This is a genomic window from Azospirillum mesophilum, from assembly GCF_053470405.2.
In genome coordinates this window covers 94088-116873 of the sequence record NZ_JBPXMQ020000020.1, presented here as the reverse complement: position 1 = coordinate 116873, position 22786 = coordinate 94088, and the positions used below count along the sequence as shown (strand labels likewise).

Genomic DNA, 22786 nt, shown 5'->3' with positions numbered 1-22786 from the left:
ACGCCGCTTCGGCCCTGCCCATCGCCGCCTCCCAGAAACTGTACTGGAATGCTTAACAGACTTGCGGAACCGTCCTCTCGGTCGGGCTGGCAGAGTAGTGTTAAGCCTCCTTGGCCCGACGCCCGTGCATAGCCCGATAGGCGTGCGCCGCTTTTCGGGACCGCCCGCGGGGCGTGCGCTTTAAAGCCGTGGCGAAACGGCAATCGCTTGGGCATACTCCGCGCCGGTTTTCTTAAGCGTCGCCCCGGCCGCTTCGGTGTGGGGCGGCCGGTCCAGGGAAATTCGAATGTTGCGTGCTTTGGCGCGTGTCTGTGCCGTCCTCGTCGCCTCCTCCGCTTCCGTCCTCGCCGCCGAGGCCCCGCCGCCGGAACCAGCGCCCTTCGGCGTGTCCGGCACCGAGGTGGTGGCCGAGCGCGACACCCCGCAGGCCTGCTTCACCTTCACCGACCGGCTGGAGAAGTCCCGCGCGGTCAACTACCGCGACTATGTGGAGGTGAGGCCGGCGACCGAGGGGGCCGTCTTCGACGGCGCCGCCGTCGCGCGCGACCGCACGCTGTGCGTGGAGGGACTCCAGCACGGGCAGAAGTACCGGATCACCCTGCGCGAAGGGCTGCCGGGCACCGACGGAAAGCGTCTGCCGGCCACCGACATCCGCGAGATCGAGGTGCCCAACCGCAAGCCGGCGCTGGCTTTCCGCGGGGCCGGCTACATCCTGCCGCGCGTCGGCTCGGAAGGGCTGCCGCTGCGCACCATCAACCTGGACCGCGCGAAGCTCCAGGTGCTGCGGATCAACGACCGCTCGCTGGTCGAAAAGATCTATTTCGGGCGCCTAAGCCAACAGTTCTCCGACCATGAGGTGGGCGAGATCCTCGACCGCTCCGGCCAGGAGGTGTGGCGGGGCGAGATGGCGATCAGCGCCAGCCGCAACCAGACCGTGGTGACGCAGTTCCCCATCGACGCCGTGCTGGGCCGTCTGGAGCCCGGCGTCTACATCGCCGTCGCCAGCACCGAGGACATCAAGCCCGGCGGCTGGGACCACAAGGCGACGCAGTGGTTCGTGGTTTCCGACCTCGGCCTGAACACCATCGTCGGCGACGACTCGCTGGTCGTCTTCACCCGCTCCGTCGCGACCGCCGCGCCGGAGGCGGGGGTGGAACTGCGCCTGCTCGCCCGCAACAACACCGAGCTGGGCAAGGTGCAGACCGGGCCGGACGGGCTGGCCCGCTTCGACCTCGCCGCGCTGCGCGCCGCCGGGGGCGAAGCTCCGCAAGCGCTGTTCGCCTACCGCGGGGCCGGCGATTTCGGTTTCCTCGACCTCGTGACGCCGACGGTGGCGAACACACCGCCGAACGGTGCCGCGCCGGCCCCCGCCGTGGTCCGCGCCGCGCCGGGCCAGCCCGACGCCTTTCTGTATACGGAGCGCGGCATCTACCGGCCCGGCGAGACGGTGCAACTGGCGATGCTGCTGCGCGACGCCGACGCCAAGCCGGTGATCGGCCGCCCGGTGACGCTGCGGATCCAGCGCCCCGACGGCTTCGAGGTCGACCGGCGCCCGCTGGCCGAGTCCGGCGGCGGCAGCTTCGCCACCCGCATCGACCTTCCGGCCAACGCCTTCACCGGCACCTGGACCGTGACCGCGCATGGCGAGCCCGAGCAGGGCGCCGCGTTGGGGCCGGTGCTTGGCCGGGCGGAGTTCCTGGTGGAGGATTTCGTGCCGCCGCGTCTCGACGTGGCGCTGACCGCCGAGGCGAAGGAGCTGCCCGCCGACGCCAAGACGGTGCTGACCGTCGATGGGCACTTTCTCTACGGCGCTCCGGCGGCGGGCCTGCCGGGCGAGTTGGCGGTGACCCTGCGCGCCGCGGCCAATCCCTACCCGAACCTGCCCGGCTACCGCTTCGGCCTCGCCCAGGAAGAGGTGAAGCCGCAGCGCACGGAACTGCCGGGCTTCACCACCAGCCGCAGCGGTCAGGCGAAGCTCGACCTCGCCCTGCCCAAGGCGCCGGAGAGCACGAAGCCGCTGGAGGCCGTCGTCCGCGCCACGGTGCTGGACATCGGCGGCCGCTCCGTCAGCCGCGAGCTGGTGCTGCCGGTGCGCCACCAGCCCTTTGCCATCGGCATCCGCCCGCGCTTCGAGGGTGACGGGGTGCCGGAAGGCGCCACCGCCGGCTTTGACGTGGTGGCGGCCGGGCCGGATGGGCAGCCGATGGACAAGGACGAGCTGTCCTACGAGCTGTTCGAGGAAGACTACGACTACACGTGGTTCGAGGCGAACGGGCGCTGGGACTACAAGGTGACCGTGCGCGACCAGCGCGTCACCGGCGGCACGCTGGCGACCCTCGTCGCCAAGCCGGGCGCCGTCGAGGCTCCGGTCGCCGCCGGGCGCTACCGGCTGGAGGTGTTCGACCCCAAGACCGGCGTCGCCAGCAGCGTGCGCTTCGCCGCCGGCTGGTGGATGACCCCGACGGCGGGCGAACGTCCGGACGAGGTGGACGTGACGGTCATGATGCCGGCCTACAAGGGCGGCGAGACGGCCTGGGTCTATGTGAAGCCGCCTTACGACAGTCAAGTGCTGATCGCCGTGGCCGACCGCCGGATCCGGCAGACCGCCACCCGGCGGATTGGGCCGGAGGGCGCCTTCCTGGAAATCCCGGTCGATCCGAGTTGGACCGGCGGCGTTTATGTGCTGGCGACCGCCTTCGCCACACCCGGCCAGCCGAACGGGACCGGCGGCAACGGCTCCGCGCGCCGCGCGGTGGGCCTGTCCTGGCTGGGGGTGGACGCGGGACAGCGCGCGCTGGGCGTCCGCGTCGCCGCGCCGGCGGAGACCGAGCCGCGCCGCCCCGTTTCGGCCGAGGTCACGCTCGACGGGGTTCCCGATGGCCAGATGGCCTTCGTGACGGTCGCCGCCGTGGATGACGCGGTGCTGCAGCTGACCGACCAGCACACGCCGGACCCGAACGCCCATTACCTCGGCAAGCGCCGCCTGGGCGTCGAGCTGCGCGATTCCTTCGGGCGGCTGATCGATCCGGCGGTGGCGGACGCGACGCAGACCCGACCGACCGCCGCCCCGCGCCTGCGGCAGGTCGGCGTGACCGTGCCGCAGAAGTCGGAACGGGTGGTGTCGCTGTTCTCCGGCGTCGTCCCGGTGGGGGCGGACGGCAAGGTGTCGGTGCCGCTGAACGTTCCGGACTTCCAGGGCCGGTTGCGCCTGATGACCGTGGCCTGGAGCGGCGACAAGCTGGGCCACGCCGAGTCCTCGATCCTGGTCCGTGATCCGGTCCTGGCCGACCTCGGCGCGCCGCGCTTTCTGACCCCCGGCGACAAGGCCGTGGTGCCGGTGACGCTCGACAACCTCGACGGCCCGGCCGGCGACTATCAGGTGAAGCTGATCGCCAGCGGTGCGGTGTCGTTCAGCGACGCGGACATCACCGTGAAGAACCTCGGCCGCGGCAAGCGGGCGACCGCCGGCCGCGTGCTGACGGCTGAGTCGGTCGGTGCGGGGCACATCGCGCTCGACCTCACCGGGCCGAACGGCCTGCGCGTGACGCGCCAATGGGAGGTCACGGTGCGCCCGGCGGCCCCGCTGGTGACGCGCCGCACGGCCACGATGCTGGAACCGGGCAAGACGGTCGCGCTGCCGGCCGACCTGCTGGCCGGCCTGCGTCCGGAGACGGCCTCGGCCGCGCTGGCGGTCGGCCTGCCGCTGGACATCGACCTGCCCGGCCTGCTCGCCGCGCTGGAACGGTCCGGCGTTGGCGGGGGCTTCAACGGGGGGCTGGAGGGCACGGTCAGCCGCGCGCTGCCTCTGCTGCCGCTGGGCGACGTGGCCGTGGGGCTCGGCATTGCGACGGACGAGAGGGTGAAGGCGCGCGTGCAGCGGGCCGTCGACCGCGCGCTGACCTTCCAGCGGGCGGATGGCGCCTTCGCCGCCTGGACGCCGAAGGGCGACGCCGACTCCTGGCTGACCGCCTACGCGCTGGACTTCCTGGGCCGCGCCAAGGCCGCCGGTTACCGCGTGCCGGAGGTGCCGTTCCGCAAGGGGCTGGACGGGCTGAAGGCGGCGCTGGACAACGCCTGGGTGGAATCCGACGAGCTGCCCGGCCGCGCCTACGCGCTGTATGTTCTGTCCCGTGCCAAGATGATCGACGCCGGGGCGGTCCGCTACTTCCAGGAAAACTTCTGGGACAAGCTGCAGACCGACTTCGCCCGCGCCCAGGTCGCCACCGCCATCGCCGCGCTCGGCGACGGCAACCGGGCGGCCGAGGCCTTCGGCCGGCTGGCCGGCGCGCGCGTCGTGTCCGCCAGCCTGCGCGACTACGGCTCCTCCCTGCGGGACGACGCCGGGGTGGTGGCGCTGATGGCCGAAAGCGGGGTGGTGGACCGCGACCGCCAGGCCCAGGCGGCGGACCGCCTTGCCAAGACCTACGCCGCTGTCCGCGCCACCAGCGCGCAGGAACAGGCCTGGACGCTGCTGGCGGCCAAGGCGCTGATCGACCGCGCCCCGCCGATGAAGCTCGCCGTGGGGGATCAGGTGCAGGAGGGCGCCAAGCCCCTGTTCCAGCGCATCGACCCGGCCGCTCCGCCGGAACTGCGCAACGCCGGAGGGGAGCCGGTGCGCCAGATCGTCTCCGTCATCGGCACCGCCGAGGCGCTGCCCGGCGCGGACGAGCAGGGCATGACGGTCACGCGCGGCGTCTTCGACACGAACGGCCACCCGGTCGACCCGGCGGCCGTGCGCCAGAACGAACGGCTGGTCGTGATGCTGGAGGGCTCGGCCGGCGACCCGGCGGACCATCAGGCGCTGATCACCGACGCGATCCCGGCGGGCTTCGAGATCGAGGCGGTGCGGCTGGCCGGCAACGGCGCGCCGCTCGGCGACCTGTCCTGGCTGGGTGAACTGACGGTGCCGCGTTCGGTGGATTATCGCGACGACCGCTTCGTCGCCGCCGTGGACCTGACCAAGCAGGCGCCGCGCTTCAAGCTGGTCTATCTCGTGCGCGCGGTGACTCCGGGCGACTTCGCGCTGCCCGGCGCCACGGTGGAGGACGTGTACCGTCCCCAGCAGACGGCCCGCACCGCCGCGACCCGGCTGCGCGTGCTGCCGGAATAAGCGCGTTGGAACAAACGAAAAGGGGCTTCGTCGTGACTGCGGCGGAGCCCCTTTTCGTTTATCCGTTCAGAGCGCTTCCGCGCCCAGCGCCTCGCTCCAGTGCTGAAGGCGCGCTTTCAGTTCCGCCTTTCGGGCGAAGGGCAGCGTTTCCTCCTTCAGGCTCTCCATCACCTCGAAGGTGAAGGCATCGGGGCCGTGCTCGTCCCAGGCGGCTTGCAGCGTGCGGTGCGGGCTGCCCTTCAGGCGGAATTCGAACCACAGGCGGTTCTGGATCTTGCCCAGGTCGGGGGCCGTGCCGACCCACACCGTACCGCTCGGCGCGCAGCGAACGGCGTAGACGCCGGCCACGGCCTTGCGCTCTTTGTAGGCGGCCACGGCGGCCTTCCTGTCCTCACCCATCATGACCTCCCGTCGTTTCGCAGCGGTATTTACACCCGGATGATATTGCGCTCAAGGTTTTTATCCGGGTATAAATCCTGCGTGAACATGAACGGGAGAGAGCCATCGTGACCGAGGACACATCCTGCACGGCCTTCCTGGGCGACGGGCTGTTTGCGAGCGGAACGCCGTGGGACGTGGCGCTCGCCATCAAGCACGCGGATTCCGCCGACCGCACGGGGATCCTCGTCTTCGACGACCGGACCGGGCGTCAGGTCGATTTCGACCTGCGGGGCAGCGACGAGGAGGTCGTGACGCGGCTGCGGCCAGCACCGGAGGAACCGGCTGCCGGCACAGCGCGGTCGCGCGGGCGTCCCAAGCTGGGCGTGGTGGCACGCGAGGTGACGCTGCTCCCGCGTCATTGGGAATGGTTGGCCGCGCAGCCGGAAGGGGCGTCGGCGGCGATCCGGCGGCTGATCGACGCGGCCCGCGCCAAGGGGGAGGCCACCGAACGGATCCGTCGGGCACAGTCCGCGGCGGACCGCTTCATGCTGGCGATGCTCGGCAACCAACCGGGTTGGGAGGACGCCTCGCGCGCGCTCTACGCCGGCGACGGCGTGCGATTCCGGGAGCTTACGGAGCGCTGGCCCACCGATCTTCGGGACCACGCACGGCGTCTGGCGGCTCCGGCCTTCGGCGAGGGATAGGGGAGGCCGGCGCGGCCCGGTCGGTCCAGGTCGCGCCCTGCTGCCGTTCGTCCCGTCGGCGGGTCAGCATCATCATGACCGCCACGACGACCGCGAAGAAGGCGGTCAGCGCGACGTAGAAAACCAGCGCGAATCCGACCGTCATGGTGCCGACCAGCACCATGGCGAGGATCCAGACTCCCAGCGATACGATGGCGCGTGACGACATCGGCTGCCCCAACCCGTGCTCGTCCGCCCTGGGCTTTCGCGGCCGGCGGATCTTTGATTCCCATTTGAGGGTGCCATGGTTCGGTGTCCAAACCACCCGTGGCATCCTGTCACAGCGCGCGTGCGCCGCACCCCCACGCAACAGCCAGGAGTAGCAGCGGTTGCTGCGCCGGTGCCCGCTTGACAGCCCTCCGTGACCGCCTTACCTTTACGTAAACGTCAACCCATGACAACATGGGGCAACAGGGTCGCAGGGAAGGAACGGACGGGCATGGCGCAGGCGGCGCGGAGTCTGGGGCGCGACGGGATCGGCGAGGACGACTCCCGCACCCATTCCATCGGCGAGTTGGCCGAGGAGTTCGGCCTGACCCACCGCACCATCCGCCATTATGAGGACGAAGGGCTGCTCGCCCCGGCGCGCGAGGGCACGGCCCGCGTCTACAGCCACCGCGACCGGGCGCGACTCGCGCTGATCTGCCGGGGCAAGCGGCTGGGCTTCAGCCTCGCCGACATCAAGGAATTCCTGACGCTTTACGACGCCGACGAGGCGCAGCTGGAGCAGATGCGCTTCATGCAGCGGCTCGCCCGGCGGCGCATCGCCGACCTCGAACGCCAGCTTCAGGACGTCCGGCAGACGCTGGACGAGCTTCGCACCATCGATACCCAGATCTCCGAACATTTCCGCAGCCGCGGACTCACGGAGACGCCGACCACGGAGGACACGCACTCATGACTTCGACGCCCATGAAATCGGTGGTTATCGCCGGCTATGCCCGCTCGCCCTTCGCCTTCGCGAACAAGGGCGAACTGACCAAGGTCCGCCCGGACGACCTGCTGGCCAGCGTCATCGCGGCCCTGGTCGAGCGCACCGGCGTCAACCCGCAGGATGTCGAAGACGTGGTGGTCGGCTGCGCCTTTCCGGAAGGCGAGCAGGGCATGAACGTCGCCCGCACGATCTCCTTCCTGGCGAAGCTGCCGCAGACGGCGGCGGCCACGACGATCAACCGCTACTGCGGCTCCTCCATGCAGGCGGTGCATCAGGCGGCGGGCGCCATCCAGATGGGGGCCGGCGACGTGTTCATCTGCGGCGGCATCGAGTCGATGACCCGCGTTCCGATCATGGGCTACAACCCGCTGCCCCATCCGGGCCTGAAGGAGATTTACCCGGAGGCCTACTGCTCCATGGGCATCACGGCGGAGAATGTCGCCCGCCGCTACCAGATCACCCGCGCCGAGCAGGAAGCTCTGGCCGCGGCCTCCCACGCCAAGGCCTCCGCGGCGCAGGACGCGGGCCGCTTCGCCGAAGAGATGGTCGCGATCGCCACCCCCGCCGGTGCGGTGGAGCGTGACGGCTGCATCCGCCCCGGCACCACGGCGGAGACGCTGGGCACGCTGAAGCCCGCCTTCATGGCCGACGGTTCGGTGACCGCCGGCACCTCCTCCCCGCTGACCGACGGCGCGGCCGCCGTGCTGGTGACGACGGAGGAATACGCCAAGGCCAACGGCCTGCCGATCCTGGCCCGCATCCGCTCCATCGCCGTCGCCGGCTGCGCGCCGGAGGTGATGGGCCTCGGCCCCGTCCCGGCGACCCAGAAGGCGCTGAAGCGCGCCGGCCTGTCCATCCGGGACATCGACGTGATCGAGTTGAACGAGGCCTTCGCCTCCCAGGCCATCGCCTGCATGCGGGATCTCGACATCGACCCGGGCAAGGTGAACCTGGACGGCGGCGCCATCGCGCTCGGCCACCCGCTGGGCGCCACCGGTGCCCGCATCACCGGCAAGGCGGCGGCCCTGCTGAAGCGCGAGGGCAAGCAGTTCGCGCTTGCCACCCAGTGCATCGGCGGCGGGCAGGGCATCGCCACCATCCTGGAAGCGGTCTGACGGCGGCAGGCGAGGGAGGCAACGCTCATGAAAATCGAACGCGCCGCCGTGATCGGCTCCGGCGTGATGGGCAGCGGCATCGCCGCCCATTTCGCGAACGCCGGCATCTCGGTCGTCCTGCTGGACATCCCCGCGCCCAATACAACAAAGGGGGAGGGGGAAGACCGCAGCGCCATCGCCAAGGGGGCCGTGCAGAAGCTGCTGAAGGCCGATCCCGCGCCCTTCATGCACCCGAAGAACGCCCGGCTGGTCACCCCCGGCAACCTGGAGGACGACCTGCACCTGCTGGCCGACGTCGACTGGATCGTCGAGGCCATCGTGGAGAACCCGGCGGTCAAGGCCGACCTCTACCGGCGCATCGACCCGGTGCGCAAGGCGGGCTCGGTCGTGTCCTCCAACACCTCGACCATTCCGCTCGGCGTGCTGGTGGAGGGCCAGTCGGAGGCCTTCAAGCGCGACTTCCTGATCACCCACTTCTTCAACCCGCCGCGCTACATGCGGCTTTTGGAGATCGTCGGCGGGGAGCAGACGCGGCCGGATGCGCTGGCCGCCGTGGCGGACTTCTGCGACCGCGGGCTGGGCAAGGGCGTGGTGCGCTGCAAGGACACGCCGGGCTTCATCGCCAACCGCATCGGCGTCTACTGGATCCAGACGGCCATCAACGCCGCCGTGGACCTGGGCCTGACGGTGGAGGAGGCGGACGCCATCGTCGGACGCCCCATGGGCATCCCGAAGACGGGCGTGTTCGGGCTGGTGGATCTCGTCGGGCTCGACCTGATGCCGCACATCGCCAAGAGCCTGCTCGCCACCCTGCCGGAACAGGACGCCTACCGAAGCGCCTTCCGGGAGCATCCGGTCATCACGACGATGATCGCGGAGGGCTACACCGGCCGCAAGGGCAAGGGCGGCTTCTACCGTCTGAACCGCACCGGCGGCGGGAAGGTCAAGGAAGCCATCGACCTGACCACCGGCGAGTACCGCCGCTCCGACAAGCCGAGGCTGGAGAGCGTCACCGCCGCCGGGCGCGACCTGAAGGCGCTGGCCGAGTTCCCCGACAAGACCGGCCAGTATGCCCGCAAGGTGCTGGCCCACACGCTGGCCTACGCCGCCTCGCTGGTGCCGGAGATCGCCGACAGCATCGTCGCGGTCGATGAGGGCATGCGGCTCGGCTACAACTGGAAGCACGGGCCGTTCGAGCTGATCGACCGGCTGGGCACCGCCTGGTTCGCGGATCTCTGCCGCAGCGAGGGCATTCCAGTCCCGCCGCTGGTCGAACAGGCCGCCGGCCGGCCCTTCTACCGGGTCGAGGACGGCAAGCTCCAGCACCTGACCACCGGCGGTGTCTACGACACGGTGGTGCGGCCCGACGGCGTGCTGCTGCTGTCCGACATCAAGCGGGCGAGCAAGCCCGTGTGGAAGAACGGCTCGGCCAGTCTGTGGGACATCGGCGACGGCGTGCTGTGCGTCGAGTTCACCAGCAAGATGAACGCCGTGGACGGCGACATCATGGCCGCCTACGGCAAGGCCATGGGGCTGATCGGCGACGGCCAAGGGTATGGGAAGGGCGGTGACTGGAAGGCGTTGGTCATCCACAACGAGGCCGACAATTTCTCGGTCGGAGCCAACCTGGGCCTTGCGCTCTTCGTGCTGAACATCGGCCTGTGGCCGCAGATCGAGGAGATGGTGGAAGCCGGACAGCGCACCTACCGCGCGCTGAAATACGCGCCCTTCCCGGTGGTGGCGGCGCCCAGCGGCATGGCGCTCGGCGGCGGCTGCGAGATCCTGCTGCATTCCGACCACGTCCAGGCGCACGCCGAGACCTACATGGGCCTTGTCGAGGTCGGCGTCGGCCTGATCCCGGCCTGGGGCGGCTGCACGGAGATGCTGGCCCGCTATTCGAAGAACCCGAAGGCGCCCAAGGGGCCGATGCCCCCCATCGCCACGGCTTTCGAGACCATCAGCCTCGCCAAGGTCGCCAAGTCGGCGGCGGAGGCGAAGGACCTGATGTACCTGCGCCCGACCGATGGCATCACCATGAACCGCGACCGCCTGCTGGCCGACGCCAAGGCCAAGGCGCTGGAACTGGCGGCCAACTACACCCCGCCTTCGACGACGACCTACGCGCTGCCCGGACCGACCGGCAAAACCGCGCTGGAACTGTTCCTGGAAGGCTTCGCCCTGCAGGGCAAGGCCACCCCGCACGACGTCGTGGTGTGCGGCAAGCTGGCCGAGGTGCTGACCGGCGGCAAGGCCGACGTCACGGAGCCGGTGACCGAGGACCAGATGCTGGGTCTGGAACGTCAGGCCTTCATGGAACTGGTGCGCACCGCCGGCACCATCGACCGGATCGAGCACATGCTGACCACCGGCAAGCCGCTGCGGAATTAAAGGGAGGGGACGAACAATGCCGATCTACAAGGCTCCGCTGGAGGATGTGCGCTTCGTCCTCGACGAGATCGTCGGTGCGGGCAAGCTGGCCGAACTGCCGGGATACGAGGACGCCACGCCGGACCTGATCCAGCAGGTGTTGGAGGAAGGTGCCAAGCTGTGCGAGGAGGTGCTGTTCCCCCTCAACCAGTCCGGCGACAAGGAAGGCTGTACGTTCGAGAACGGCGTCGTGCGCACGCCCACCGGCTTCAAGGAAGCGTACGACACGTACATCGCGGCGGGCTGGCAGGGCCTGTCCTGCGACCCGGCCTATGGCGGGCAGGGCCTGCCGAAGCTGGTCAACACGATGCTGGAGGAGTTCATCTGCTCCGCCAACCTCAGCTTCGGCATGTATCCGGGCCTGTCGCTGGGCGCCTACAACGCCCTGTCCATGTATGGCTCCGAGGAGTTGAAGCAGCGCTTCCTCGGGCGGTTGGTGGACGGCACCTGGGCCGGCACCATGTGCCTGACCGAGCCGCACTGCGGCACCGACCTGGGCCTGATCCGCACCAGGGCCATCCCGCAGGAGGACGGCAGCTACAACATCACCGGCACGAAGATCTTCATCTCCGCCGGCGAGCATGACCTGACGGAGAACATCCTGCACCTCGTCCTGGCGCGTCTGCCCGACGCGCCGGCCGGCACGCGCGGCATCAGCCTGTTCCTGGTGCCGAAGCTGCTGCCGAACGACGACGGCACGCCGGGGCCGCGCAACGGCGTCGCCTGCGGTTCCATCGAGCACAAGATGGGCATCAAGGCCTCAGCCACCTGCGTCATGAACTTCGAGGACGCCACCGGCTGGCTGGTCGGCGAACCGCACAAGGGCATGCGCGCCATGTTCGTGATGATGAACGCGGCCCGCCTCGCCGTGGGCATCCAGGGGCTGGGGCTGGCCGAGGTCAGCTATCAGAACGCGGTAAACTACGCGCGGGAACGGCTCCAGGGCCGGTCGCTGAAGGGGGCGAAGGCGCCGGACAAGCCGGCCGACCCGATCATCGTCCACCCCGACGTGCGCCGCAACCTGCTGACCGCCCGCGCCTACACGGAAGGGGCTCGCGCGCTGGGCGCGCTGGTCGGCTACAAGCTCGACGTCGCGGAACGTCACCCCGATGCCCGGACGCGGCAGGAGGCCGACGAGTTCGTCCAGCTGATGACGCCCATCGTCAAGGCGCTGTTCACCGACATCGGCTTCGAGTCGGCCAACATCGCGGTGCAGGTGCACGGCGGCCACGGCTTCATCTGGGAGACCGGCGTGGAGCAGTATGTCCGCGACGCCCGCATCTGCCAGATCTACGAAGGCACCAACGGCATCCAGGCGTTGGACCTCGTGGGCCGCAAGATGGGGCAGGACATGGGCCGGCTGCTGCGCCGCTTCTTCCATCCCGTCGCGGCCGACCTGGAAGCCGACATGGAGAAGGAAGAACTGGCGGAGTTCGTGCTGCCGCTCGCCAAGGCCTTCGCGAAGCTGCAGCAGGCGACCGCCGTGATCGCCCAGAAGGGCCTGAAGGACCCCGAGGAGGCGGGGGCCGCGGCCAGCGACTATCTGCGCCTGTTCGGGCTGGTGGCGCTGGGCTGGATGTGGCTGCGGATGGTGCGGGCGGCCCAGGCGAGGCTGGCCGCCGGGCAGGGCAACGCGGCCTTTCTTGAGGCCAAGATCAAGACGGCCCGTTTCTATATGGCGAAGCTGCTGCCGCAGACGAATGCTCTGTTCATCACCATCGTGGCGGGAGCGAAGCCGTTGATGGAGTTGGAAGACGCTGCGTTCTGAGGTTGTTTTCACGCCGGTTTTGTGTGTTGGGGCCGGGTGTGGTGCAATCTGCATCATGCCCGGCCTTTTTTCGTAAAGACTTGTGCATATGGAAGAGGGGCGGTAGTTCACCCGGAACTCTTTTCTAAGATCCTGTTTCTTTTGTGGGAAATTTCCTTCGAACGGAAAGCTTCTGCCCTGGACCGCGCGATGTTCAATGCTGCTATGCGACATTATGCGTGACGCCGAGCCTATGAGTGTGACTAAGGTTAAATTCGTGTTGTCCGGACACGCCGAATCGTGGTACATCTGAATGGCCATTATGCAGGATAGGGCTTTTTTATATCTTTTGGATTTGGGTCATATGATCCTTGAAGTCAGACCGCATTTTTCTGAAAGCGTGTGACGGAACTTTGAAAGCACAGTGTACGGGGGCACCGCTCATGAGGATCCTGATCGGAGACGACCATGTGCTTTTCCGGGAGGGATTGCGCAGGCTGCTGGAGCAGCTGAAGGAAGGCGCCACATTCGAGGAGGCCAGCAACTTCGATGAATTGCTGGAAAAGGCCGGGGCCGGGGAGAAATACGATCTCGTCCTGACCGACCTTCGCATGCCTGGCTGGCCTGGCTTCTCCGGCATCCAGGCGCTGCGTGAAAAGCAGCCGGACGCCAAGGTCGTCGTCGTTTCCGCGTCGGAGGCGCACCACGACGTGCGCGACGCGCTGGAACATGGCGCGGCGGGCTACATTCCGAAGTCGTCCAGCGTGAAGATCATGCTGAGCGCATTGGACCTGATTTTCTCCGGCGGCGTCTACGTGCCGCCGACGGTGCTGCGCGAGGGGGGCGACGTCGAGGCCCGCATCGGCGGTGCCGCCGTGCCGCCGGCCGACCCGCAGCTGGAGCACCTGCTGACCCAGCGCCAGAGGGAGGTGCTGGACCGCCTGCGCGAAGGCAAGTCCAACAAGCAGATCGCACATGAACTCGGCTTGTCGGAAGGCACGGTCAAGATTCACATGACGGCGATCTTCAAGTCGCTGGGCGTGCGCAACCGCACCCAGGCGGCGATGGCCTTCCCGCAGTCGCATTCCGCGTAACGGGCTCCGTCATTCGTCCAAACAAAAGGCGCCCGCGGAGCTGTCCGCAGGCGCCTTTTGCTTTTCCTGCGGTGTATCAGCCCATGCCGGCGACATAGCCGCGCAGCGACTCGACCTCCAATTCGGCGTCGTCGAGGCGGGCCTTCACCACGTCGCCAATGCTGACCAGCCCGACCAGCTGCCCGCTTTCCACGATGGGCAGGTGGCGGATGCGCCGTTCGGTCATCACCGCCATGATCTGCGAGACGGTGTCGGAGGGGCGCCCGGTGACCAGCTCGCGGGTCATCAGGTCGCCGGCCGGGCGTTCCAGCGCGGCCGAGCCTTCGGCCGCCACGGCGCGCACGATGTCGCGCTCCGACAGAATGCCGGCGGGGGATCCATCGTCGCTCATCACCAGAACAGCGCCGATTCGGTGCTGGGCGAGCTTGCGGGCAACCACGTCCACCCGGTCGTTCGGGTTGGACGTGATGATGGTGCTGCCCTTCCTCTTCAAAACGGCGGCGATGTGCATGGCGGCAGTTCCTCTCCTCCCGGACTTTGTGAAGGAGAATGCTCCCGCAGCATCGGCGGCGGTGGAAGGCGCGAAAAAGAACAGGCCGGGCACCCCCAAAGAGGTACCCGGCCCGTATTCCAACCGCGCGGCGCCCGTATGGAGGCGCCGCGAAGCGCTGGATTAGAAGCGGTAGCCGAGGCCGACGCCGACCAGCCACGGATCGAGCGTGACCTTCGAGCTGACCGGAATGTTCAGCGCGCCGAGGTTGGCGTTCGCCTTCACGTCGGTCTTCAGGAAGATCTTCTTCACGTCGAAGTTCAGCGACCAGTTGCCGGCCAGGGCGACGTCCACACCGGCCTGCAGAGCCCAGCCGAAGCGGTTCTCGTAGTCGGTGCTGGTGATGGCGAGACCCTTGCCGTTGCGGTTGTTCGACGCGTCTTCACGGTAGAAGAAGGTGTAGTTGACGCCGGCGCCGACGTAGGGGCTGATGCGCTCCTTCGAGAAGAAGTGGTACTGCGCGGTCAGGGTCGGCGGCAGCAGGGACACCTTGCCGATCTCGACCGTGCTGCCCAGGCCGCTGGTGACCGAGCCGCGGACGTTGTGGCGGCTGGTGCCGGCGATCAGCTCCAGAGCGATGTTGTCGGTGACGAAGTAGGAGAAGTCGAGTTCCGGGATGTAGTCGTTGCCGACCTGCGCGTCACCGATGCGGCCGTTGACCGGGGCGCCGGCGTTCAGGGCGCCCTTCTCCTGCGGGACCACGGCCAGCGCGCGGGCGCGGACCAGGATGTCGCCAGCGGACTTGCCCTTGAAATCCTGGGCCAGCGACGGGGAGGAAACGGCGGCGAGAGCCGTGGTCGCCAGCAGGGCGGCGGCGGCGCGCTTCAGGATGGTCATGGGTTCACGCTCCAGGCAGAAAATTTCGCTGATGTTTTTTGTGGCTATTGCCTGGAAGTCTAATACCAGACTTCCCGTGGGGTTGCTATGGTTGGTTCAACCAATCCGGTGTGCTGCGGCGGCTTTGCAACAGCGGCGAGATGTCGCATGGACGGCTTCGCTCACCGCGCCGGCGGCGCGGCTCCGGGGGGCGTCGACTGTGGAATCTGCGCCAGGCAGTTCTGCACGATGGTGTAGCACTGGCCCAGCCGCGACGATCCGGACGATGCGCCGCCATAGACGATGCGCTCCACCACGCCGTTGCGCAGGGTGAAGGTCGCCTCGCAGTCGATGCTCGCGACGTCGTAATAGCCGCCGGGCCAGCCGGGACCGTAGCCGTAATAGGGCCACCAGTACCCGCCATAGCCGCCCCAGGCCGGGTAGGAGACGAGGCGGCCGCTGTGATAGGTGAAGAATTCCAGATTTCCGGACGTGGCCTGCCGGTCGGGAACCCCGGCGCAGGACAGCAGGGTCTGCTTGGGCAGGCCGATCAGCGCGTTCTGCGCGAAAATCGCCTGATCGGCGGCCGGGTTGGCGCAGGCGCCGATCGCTCCGAATCCGGTCAGAACCAGCCAGCGCCCCAGGATGGACGCTCCCTTCCACGGCTTGGTCATGCCTGTTCCTCCCCCCCCCCCCCCCGGTCAGGCGCACCGCAGGCGGGCGGGCGCCAGATCCTCGGCGCGCACGCCGAGTGCGGCGACCTCCGCCGGCAAGGAACGGCCGGTCGCCAGGGCGGCGGCGGTGCGGCCCATCGCGGGGGCCGTCTGTATGCCGTAGCCGCCCTGTCCGGCCAGCCAGAAGAAGCCCTCCGCGCCGTCGTCGAAACCGGCCACCGGAACCTTGTCGGAAACGAAGCTGCGAAGCCCAGCCCACTTGTGCGCGATTCTCCGAACGCTGAAACGAACCGCCTGTTCCAGCCGGTCGATGGCGATGGCGATGTCCATCTCCTCCGGCTGAACGTCGCAGGGTTCGACGGGAGTCTCGTCGGCGGGGGAGAGCAGGATGCGCCCGGCGTCGGGCTTCATGTAGAACTGCTCGTCCACGTCGATGACCATCGGCCAGCCGTTCAGCCCGGCGGAGTCGGTGGGATCGGGGAAGGCGGGATCGAAGACCGGATCAAAGGTGACGGCGGTGCGCCGTTTCGGCACCAGCCCGATGGGGCGCACCCCGGCCATGCCGGCCAGCGCGTCCGCCCAGGCGCCGGCCGCGTTGACCAGCACCGGTGCGGCGAAAATCCCGGCGGGAGTTTCGATCTCCCACAGCCCGTCGCGGCGGCGGGCCGCCTGCACCCCGGCGTCGGTGACCACCCGGCCGCCGCGCGCCTTCAGCCCTCGCAGGTAGCCGGTGTGGATGGCGTGGACGTCCATGTCCATGGCGTCGGGCTCCCACACCGCGCCGGCCACATAGTCCTCGCGCAGGAACGGCGCGCGGGCGAGCGCCTGGGCGCGGTCGAACCGCTCCACGGTCGGTGTCAGGCGGCGCCCCTCGGTGAAGTCGCGGTCCAGCGCGGCGGTCTGGTCGGCGCGGCCGATCAACAGAACCCCGCGCGGGGTCAGCAGCGGATGCTCCGAAAAGCCCTCCGGCGGGTAGGCGTAAAAGTCCCAGCTCGCGACGGTGAGGGCGCGGACGGTCGGGTGTCCGTAAGTCTGGGTGTAGAGCGCCGCCGACCGCCCGGTGGAGTGATAGCCGGGCTGGCTCTCCCGCTCCAGCACGAGGACGGAGCCATGCGAGGCCAGCTCATACGCGGCGGAGGCCCCGGCCATGCCGGCCCCGATCACCAGAAAATCAATGCGCTCCACGATTCTCCTTTCCCGGCACGGCAGCCGGTACGGCAGTGCTTACGGAGCATCGTAAGCCCTGGGCGGGGGCGAGTGGAACGGGATCTGGTCTTGAGACTTGCGTTACGCCGCGCCGCGCAGTTCCTCGGCGCGTTTCAGGTCTACGCTGACGAGTTGGGAAACGCCGCGTTCGACCATGGTGACGCCGAACAGGCGGTCGACGCGGGCCATGGTCAGACGGTGGTGCGTGATGATCAGGAAGCGGGTGTTGCCTTCGCGGGCGATGTCGTCGACCAGATCGCAGAAGCGGCCGACGTTCGCCTCGTCCAGGGGGGCGTCCACCTCGTCCAGCACGCAGATGGGCGCGGGGTTGGAGCGGAAGACGGCGAAGAGGAGCGACAGCGCGGTCAGGGCCTGCTCGCCGCCGGACAGCAGGGAAAGCACTTGCAGCTTTTTGCCCGGCGGGCTGGCGTAGATTTCCAGGCCGGCTTGCAGCGGATCCTCGGCGTTGACCAGCTCCAGATAAGCCTTGCCGCCGCCGAACAGGCGGGTGAACAGGTCCTGGAAGTTGCGGTTCACCGTGTCGAAGGAGGCGACCAGACGTTCGCGCGCCTCGCGGTTCAGGCTGCTGATGCCCTGGCGCAGGCGGGCGATGGCGCTGATCAGGTCTTCGCGTTCGGTTTGCAGGCTGGTGATCTGCGTTTCGAGTTCAGCGACCTCGATCTCCGCGCGCAGGTTCACCGGACCCATGTTCTCGCGCTCGCGGGTCAGCTTTTCCAGGCGCGATTCGAGGACGGCCACCTCGGGCAGGAGCTCATCGGGGGCGAGGTCGGCGGCGGCGCGGGTCTGCTCGGGGCGGCAGTTCAGACGCTCGGCGATGCGTTCGGTCAGGGACTGGCCGTTCTGCATGGCGGCGGAAACGGCGGCCTCGGCGCGGGCGCGGGCCTCGCGGGCGTCGGCGAGGCCGGATTCAGCCTGCTTGAGCGCCTTTTCCGTCTCGGCGAGGCGGGTTTCGGCCTCGGCCAGCACGTCGGCGGCGCGCTTGCGGGCGCGGTCGGCCTCGCTGATCTTGCCAAGCAGGGTTTGGCGGTCGGCCTCGATTTCGGCGGGGCGGCTTTGCAGGTGGGCGAGATCGGCTTCGGCGGCGGCCGCGCGTTCCTTCAGCTCGGCGACTCGGCCGCCGGCCCCGGCGGAGCGGGTGCCCCAGGAGGCGATGTCCTGCTGGATGGCCGACAGACGCTGGCGGCGCGCCTGGGCCTCGCGGGTCAGGCGGTCGAGCGCGTTCTGCTTCTCGGCCAGCGTGGTGCGGCGTTCGGCCAGCGTGGCGCGGCGATCGTTGACGGCGTCGCGGCCCTCCCGAGGGTCGGGCAGGGCGTCGAGGAGCTCTCTGGCCTCGGCCAGCTTGGCGTCGGCCTCCTGCTGGTCCGCCGACAGGCGTTCGATGCCCTCCACGAGGGCGGACAGCTTTGATGCCGCAGCATCTGCCTCGCGCGCCAGCTTGGCGTGGCGGTCGCGGGCGGCGGTGACGCCGGCGAAGGCCTCGCGCACGGCGTCGCGGGCGCGGCGGTCGGCCTGGGCGGCTTCCTCCACGGCGCGCTTGGCTTCGTCCAGCGATTCGCGAGCCACGTCGAGCTGTTCGTCGGCGAGGTCCAGCTCGCCGCGCAGCTCGTTCAGGCGGTTGCGCTGCTTCAGGCGCACGGCGGCGGCGGTTGGGGCGCCGGCCTGGACGATCAGCCCGTCCCAGCGCCACGCCCCGCCGTCGCGGCTTACGAGGATCTGGCCGGGGGCGAGGGTGGGGGCGAGCTTGGCGCCCGTCTCCGCATTCGGGACCACGCCGATGTGCGACAGGGCGCGGGTGGCGGCGGCCGGACCGTTGACCTGCCGGGCGAGCGGTTCCGCACCGGGGGGCAGGGCGGCGGTCGAGTCGTAGGGCGGAAGTTGGCGCCAGTGGACGGGCGCGGCCTCGTCCAGGGGGGCGGTCAGGGCGTCGCCAAGGGCGGCGGCGAGCGCGCCTTCATAGCCGGGCGCCACGGTGACCGCGTCCACCAGAGGCGGGAACAGGTCCCCGGCCCCGGCGGACAGAAGCTCGGACAGCGCCTTTTCCTCCGCCTTCAGCTTGGCGCGGGCGGATTCGGCGGCTTGCAGGGCCTCGCGGGCGCGGGCCTGGGCGGGTTCGGCGTCGGATTTGGCGCGTTCGGCTTGCTCGGCAGCCTCGCGGGCTTCCTCAAGGCGCTGCTCGGCCAGTTCGACGGCCAGTTCGGCCTCCGCCACGTCGGCGCGGGCGGCGATGTCCCGTTCGAGGGACTCGCGCTGGGCCTGCTGCTCCGACAGGCGCTTAGAGAGGCCGGCGGCGCGCGTTTCGAACTCTGCGACCTGCCGCTGGGTGGCGGCGCGGCGGGCCTCGTCGGAGGCGACCTGCTCGGTCAGGCGGGTCAGTTCGCGGTCGAGGTCGTCCACGGCCTCGCGGGCCTCGGCCAGCGCCTCGCGGGCAGCCTCCTCCAGCATCTCCTCGTCGTCCTGGGCGGCCAGGAGGCGGTCGCGTTCGGCCTCCAGCCGGGCCAGCGCGTCGCCCGCGTCGGCGGCCAGCGCTTCCTCGCGCCCCAGGTCGCCGGCGATCTGCTGAAGGCGGGAGACGAGGGCACGCTGCTGCTCGGCAACGCGCTTTTCCTCGGCGTCGAGCTGTTCCTTGGCGATGACCAGCCGTTGCAGGCCGGCGGCGGCGGCGGCCTCCGCCTGGCGCTTCTCGGGCAGGCCGGCGGCGTCGTCCGTGCGCCGGGTGGTCAGCTGCGTGACGGCCAGCATCAGCTCGCGCACCGCGTTCTCCGCCGTGGCGAAGGCGGCGCGGGCGCGGGACAGCTCTGCCTCGTGCGCGATCCAGCGCAGGTGCCACAGCACCGCTTCCGCCTTGCGGATCTGTTCGGACAGGTTGCGGTAGCGGGCGGCCTGACGCGCCTGTTTTTTCAGGCTCTGGAGCTGGGTGTCCATCGCCCCGATCACGTCGTCGAGGCGCATCAGGTTGGTTTCGGCCGCCTTCAGCCGCAGCTCCGCCTCGTGCCGGCGGGAGTGCAGGCCGGTGATGCCCGCCGCCTCCTCCAGCAGCATGCGGCGGTCCTGCGGCTTGGCGTTGATGATCTGGCCGACCTTGCCCTGGCTGACCAGCGCCGGGCTGTTGGCGCCCGACGCGTTGTCGGCGAAGAGAAGCTGGACGTCGCGCGCCCGCACCAGCTTGCCGTTGATGCGGTAGTCGGAGCCGTTGCCGCGCTCGATCCGGCGCGTCACCTCCAGCTCATCATGCTCGTTGAAGCCGGCGGGGGCGGTGCGCGTGCGGTTGTCGATGAGCAGCGCGACCTCGCCCAGGTTGCGCGCCGGGCGGTTGGCCGTGCCGCCGAAGATGACGTCGTCCATGTCGTCGCCGCGCATCTTCTTGGCGGAGGTTTCCCCCATCACCCAGCGCAGCGCCTCCACCAGATTCGACTTGCCGCAGCCGTTGGGGCCGACGATGCCGGTCATGCCCGGCTCGATCACCAGATCCGTCGCATCGACGAAGGACTTGAAGCCGGACAGGCGGAGGCGCGTGAAATGCACCGCGAACGAACCTTAGTAAGCGTGAATTGTTTGGTGAATTACTTGGCGAGCTTGTCGATGGCCTTGGCGAAGACCTCCAGCGGCTGGGCGCCGCTGATGGTTTCGGCGCCCTCGTTCAGGACGAAGGTCGGAGTCGCCTCCACCTTGTACTTGTCCTGGCCGGTCAGGCGGCTTTGCAGGATACCGTCGGCCAGCGCGGTGTTCGCCATGCAGGCGTCGATGGTCGCCTGGCTCATGCCGGCGAGCTTGCCGTACTGGGCGAGCGCCTTGGCCGGGTCGGCGGCGCGGCTCCACTGCGCCTGGCTCTTGAACAGCACCTCAAGCAGCGGGTAGTAGCGCTCCGGCGGCGCGCAGCGGGCCAGCATGGAGGCGCGCAGCGCCGCCTGGTCGAAGGGGAAGTCGCGGAACACCAGCTTCGCCTTGCCGGTGTCGATGTACTGCTCCTTCAGCTTCGGCAGGGTTTCGGTGTGGAAGGCGGCGCAGTGCGGGCAGGTCATCGACGAATAGTCGAGGATCGTCACCGGTGCCTTCGGGTCGCCCATCACGCGGTCGGCCAGCAGGTCGGCCGTCGCCGGCAACTCGGCCAGCTGCGCGGGAAGGGTCTGGCCGTTGGACGGACGCGATCCGGCGATGGCGAGCCCCACGATCAGCGTCATCCCAACGCCGAGCAGGACCAGAATACCCAAAAGGTTGCGGTTCACTTTGGCCTCTTCCCTACCAGATGTTGATGTTATAGACGGAACAACCGCATTGCGGCAAGAGCGTGGCCGTCACCGTTTCGGCCGCGCCAGAAGGGAGCGGCCGAAGCGTTCCAGCGTGGCGCGCAGCTCCTCGTCCTCGATGGCGGAGGTGGTGGTCATCACCGACATCTCCTCGTCCATGGTCAGGGTGCGCGGGCGCACGACCGGCTTGGTCGGGGTAATGGGGGCGGCGTGGATCAGCTTGATCTTCGCCACCGCGCGGTAGCCGAAGAAGCTGTTGATGCGCTCCACGATCTGCGGCTCCAGATGCTGAAGCTCCAGCGCGATGGCGCCCATGGCGCGAATGTGCAGGACGGCGTCCTCGCGCTTGCCGCGCGGGAAGCTCAGCTTGTCGGGAGCCGTGCGCAGGCTGAGCTGGTGCCCGACGATGGACGGCCAGTCGTTGATGAGCGCGCCGAAGGCCAGACCGCGCTTGCCCAGCGCCTTGCCAGCCACCTCCGGTACGGCCTTGCCGATGAGTCGCGGTCCGCTCATGGTCGAAAATCCCGATGAATCATGCCGGCACCCTAACGCAAGCGGGCCGGTGTCCGCCAGCACCCCACCGGAGACTTTCTCCGGCGAACTTTCTTTGATCGGTAGGAAGTCCTATCTGTTGGGTCCATGATCGCCGATCCCCGCGCCGCCGCCGAGCGGCTTCTCACTTGGTACGACCATCACCGCCGCGACCTGCCCTGGCGCGCCAAGCCGGGGGAGGTGGCCGATCCTTACCGCGTCTGGCTGTCGGAAATCATGCTCCAGCAGACCACCGTGCCGGCGGCGGCTCCCTATTTCCGCGCCTTCACGGAACGCTGGCCGACCGTGCGCGACCTCGCGGACGCGCCGCTGGACGATTTGCTGGTGGCCTGGGCGGGGCTCGGCTACTACGCGCGGGCGCGCAATCTTTATAAGTGCGCGCAGGTCGTGGCGAACGAACTGGGCGGGCGCTTTCCGGAGGAGGAGGCGCGTCTGCTGGACCTGCCGGGCGTTGGCGCCTACACCGCCGCGGCGATTTCCTCCATCGCCTTCGGGCGCAAGGCGACGGTGGTGGACGGCAACGTGGAGCGGGTGATCGCCCGCATCTTCGCCGTCGAGGAGCCCCTGCCGAACGTCAAACCCAAGCTGCGCGCGCTGGCCGCGACGCTGACGCCCGACGCGCGGCCCGGCGACTATGCGCAGGCGATGATGGACCTGGGCGCCACGGTCTGCACCCCGCGCAAGCCCAAATGCATGCTCTGCCCCTGGGCCGAATGGTGCGAGGCGCGGGCCGCCGGTATTCAGGAGGAACTGCCGCGCAAGGCCGCCAAGGCCGACAAACCGACCCGGCGCGGCGTCGCCTACTGGCTGCTGAACCCGGAGGGCGCCGTGCTGCTGCGACGGCGCGCGGAGGAGGGGCTGCTGGGCGGCATGACCGAGGTGCCCTCCACCGGCTGGACCGACAGCGCCCCCTCGGACACGGTGGTGATGCGGGACGCGCCGCTGGACGCGCCCTGGAGCCGGCTGCCCGGCGTGGTCCGCCATACTTTCAGCCATTTTCACCTGGAACTTGGTGTGGTCGCCGCGCAGGCGGGCGACGGCTGGCGGCGGGCCGAGGGACTGTGGGTTCCCGTCGACCGGCTGGGCGGGCAGGCGCTTCCCTCCGTCATGATGAAGGTGGTGCGCCACGCGCTTGCCCACGCTTGAGGCGTATAACGGCGAGTGGGTGGAGC

17 protein-coding genes are annotated in these 22786 nt (G+C 69.3%); 8 read left to right on the top strand and 9 right to left on the bottom strand.

Features of this window, described 5'->3' with window-relative positions; translation table 11 throughout:
* Positions 1-286 precede the first annotated feature (286 nt).
* On the top strand, positions 287-5110 hold the full coding sequence (locus ACSVC7_RS19755) for an alpha-2-macroglobulin family protein (protein ID WP_448205895.1): 4824 nt from the start codon (positions 287-289) through the stop codon (positions 5108-5110).
* Between the two features lie 66 nt (positions 5111-5176).
* Here the strand turns inward: ACSVC7_RS19755 and ACSVC7_RS19750 are convergent, their stop codons facing one another.
* Positions 5177-5509 (bottom strand): GIY-YIG nuclease family protein, encoded by a 333-nt coding sequence (locus ACSVC7_RS19750; protein ID WP_448205896.1) that lies wholly within the window; start codon positions 5507-5509, stop codon positions 5177-5179.
* A gap of 107 nt (positions 5510-5616) precedes the next feature.
* Here ACSVC7_RS19750 and ACSVC7_RS19745 point away from each other — a divergent pair, with 107 nt between their 5' ends.
* The gene (locus ACSVC7_RS19745) at positions 5617-6195 is read left to right on the top strand and encodes a DUF2239 family protein (protein WP_448205897.1); all 579 of its coding nucleotides are present in this window, start codon (positions 5617-5619) and stop codon (positions 6193-6195) included.
* On the opposite strand, the gene ACSVC7_RS19740 is transcribed toward ACSVC7_RS19745, so the two are convergent.
* Positions 6122-6403, bottom strand: coding sequence for a hypothetical protein (locus tag ACSVC7_RS19740; RefSeq protein WP_448205898.1), 282 nt, complete (start codon positions 6401-6403; stop codon positions 6122-6124). The two genes, ACSVC7_RS19745 and ACSVC7_RS19740, sit on opposite strands and share 74 nt — an antisense overlap.
* A gap of 270 nt (positions 6404-6673) precedes the next feature.
* On the opposite strand from ACSVC7_RS19740, the gene ACSVC7_RS19735 reads away from it, so the two are divergent.
* The 5 genes from ACSVC7_RS19735 to ACSVC7_RS19715 all read left to right on the top strand — a co-directional run bounded on the left by ACSVC7_RS19735 (position 6674) and on the right by ACSVC7_RS19715 (position 13551).
* Complete coding sequence (locus ACSVC7_RS19735) at positions 6674-7135, top strand: MerR family transcriptional regulator (protein ID WP_448205899.1); 462 nt, start codon at positions 6674-6676, stop codon at positions 7133-7135.
* An 11-nt stretch (positions 7136-7146) separates the two neighbouring features.
* Positions 7147-8283 carry a thiolase family protein gene (locus ACSVC7_RS19730; protein WP_448205900.1) on the top strand — a complete coding sequence of 379 codons (1137 nt, stop codon included), beginning with the start codon at positions 7147-7149 and terminating at the stop codon, positions 8281-8283.
* Between the two features lie 27 nt (positions 8284-8310).
* On the top strand, positions 8311-10671 hold the full coding sequence (locus tag ACSVC7_RS19725; protein WP_448205901.1) for a 3-hydroxyacyl-CoA dehydrogenase/enoyl-CoA hydratase family protein: 2361 nt from the start codon (positions 8311-8313) through the stop codon (positions 10669-10671).
* Between the two features lie 16 nt (positions 10672-10687).
* Complete coding sequence (locus tag ACSVC7_RS19720) at positions 10688-12478, top strand: acyl-CoA dehydrogenase C-terminal domain-containing protein (RefSeq protein ID WP_448205902.1); 1791 nt, start codon at positions 10688-10690, stop codon at positions 12476-12478.
* A gap of 422 nt (positions 12479-12900) precedes the next feature.
* A complete protein-coding gene (locus ACSVC7_RS19715; protein ID WP_448205903.1) occupies positions 12901-13551 on the top strand; it encodes a response regulator in 651 nt (216 codons plus the stop codon).
* 76 nt (positions 13552-13627) lie between these two features.
* Here ACSVC7_RS19715 and ACSVC7_RS19710 read toward each other — a convergent pair whose 3' ends face one another.
* From ACSVC7_RS19710 to ACSVC7_RS19680, 7 genes are all read right to left on the bottom strand, one after another.
* A complete protein-coding gene (locus ACSVC7_RS19710; protein WP_448205904.1) occupies positions 13628-14062 on the bottom strand; it encodes a CBS domain-containing protein in 435 nt (144 codons plus the stop codon).
* 162 nt (positions 14063-14224) lie between these two features.
* Complete coding sequence (locus ACSVC7_RS19705; RefSeq protein ID WP_448205905.1) at positions 14225-14938, bottom strand: OmpW/AlkL family protein; 714 nt, start codon at positions 14936-14938, stop codon at positions 14225-14227.
* A gap of 161 nt (positions 14939-15099) precedes the next feature.
* A complete protein-coding gene (locus ACSVC7_RS19700; RefSeq protein ID WP_448205906.1) occupies positions 15100-15591 on the bottom strand; it encodes a hypothetical protein in 492 nt (163 codons plus the stop codon).
* Positions 15592-15618: 27 nt separating this feature from the next.
* The gene (locus tag ACSVC7_RS19695) at positions 15619-16776 is read right to left on the bottom strand and encodes an NAD(P)/FAD-dependent oxidoreductase (RefSeq protein ID WP_448205907.1); all 1158 of its coding nucleotides are present in this window, start codon (positions 16774-16776) and stop codon (positions 15619-15621) included.
* Positions 16777-16878: 102 nt separating this feature from the next.
* Positions 16879-20340, bottom strand: a complete 3462-nt coding sequence (locus tag ACSVC7_RS19690; protein WP_448205908.1) for a chromosome segregation SMC family protein — start codon at positions 20338-20340, stop codon at positions 16879-16881.
* 38 nt (positions 20341-20378) lie between these two features.
* Positions 20379-21041 carry a DsbA family protein gene (locus ACSVC7_RS19685; RefSeq protein ID WP_448205909.1) on the bottom strand — a complete coding sequence of 221 codons (663 nt, stop codon included), beginning with the start codon at positions 21039-21041 and terminating at the stop codon, positions 20379-20381.
* Positions 21042-21110: 69 nt separating this feature from the next.
* Positions 21111-21575, bottom strand: coding sequence for a DUF721 domain-containing protein (locus ACSVC7_RS19680; RefSeq protein WP_448205910.1), 465 nt, complete (start codon positions 21573-21575; stop codon positions 21111-21113).
* Between the two features lie 126 nt (positions 21576-21701).
* Between ACSVC7_RS19680 and mutY the strand changes: the two genes are divergently transcribed.
* Positions 21702-22760: an A/G-specific adenine glycosylase gene (gene mutY / locus ACSVC7_RS19675; RefSeq protein WP_448205911.1), complete on the top strand. Its 1059-nt coding sequence runs from the start codon at positions 21702-21704 to the stop codon at positions 22758-22760.
* Positions 22761-22786: the final 26 nt, after the last annotated feature.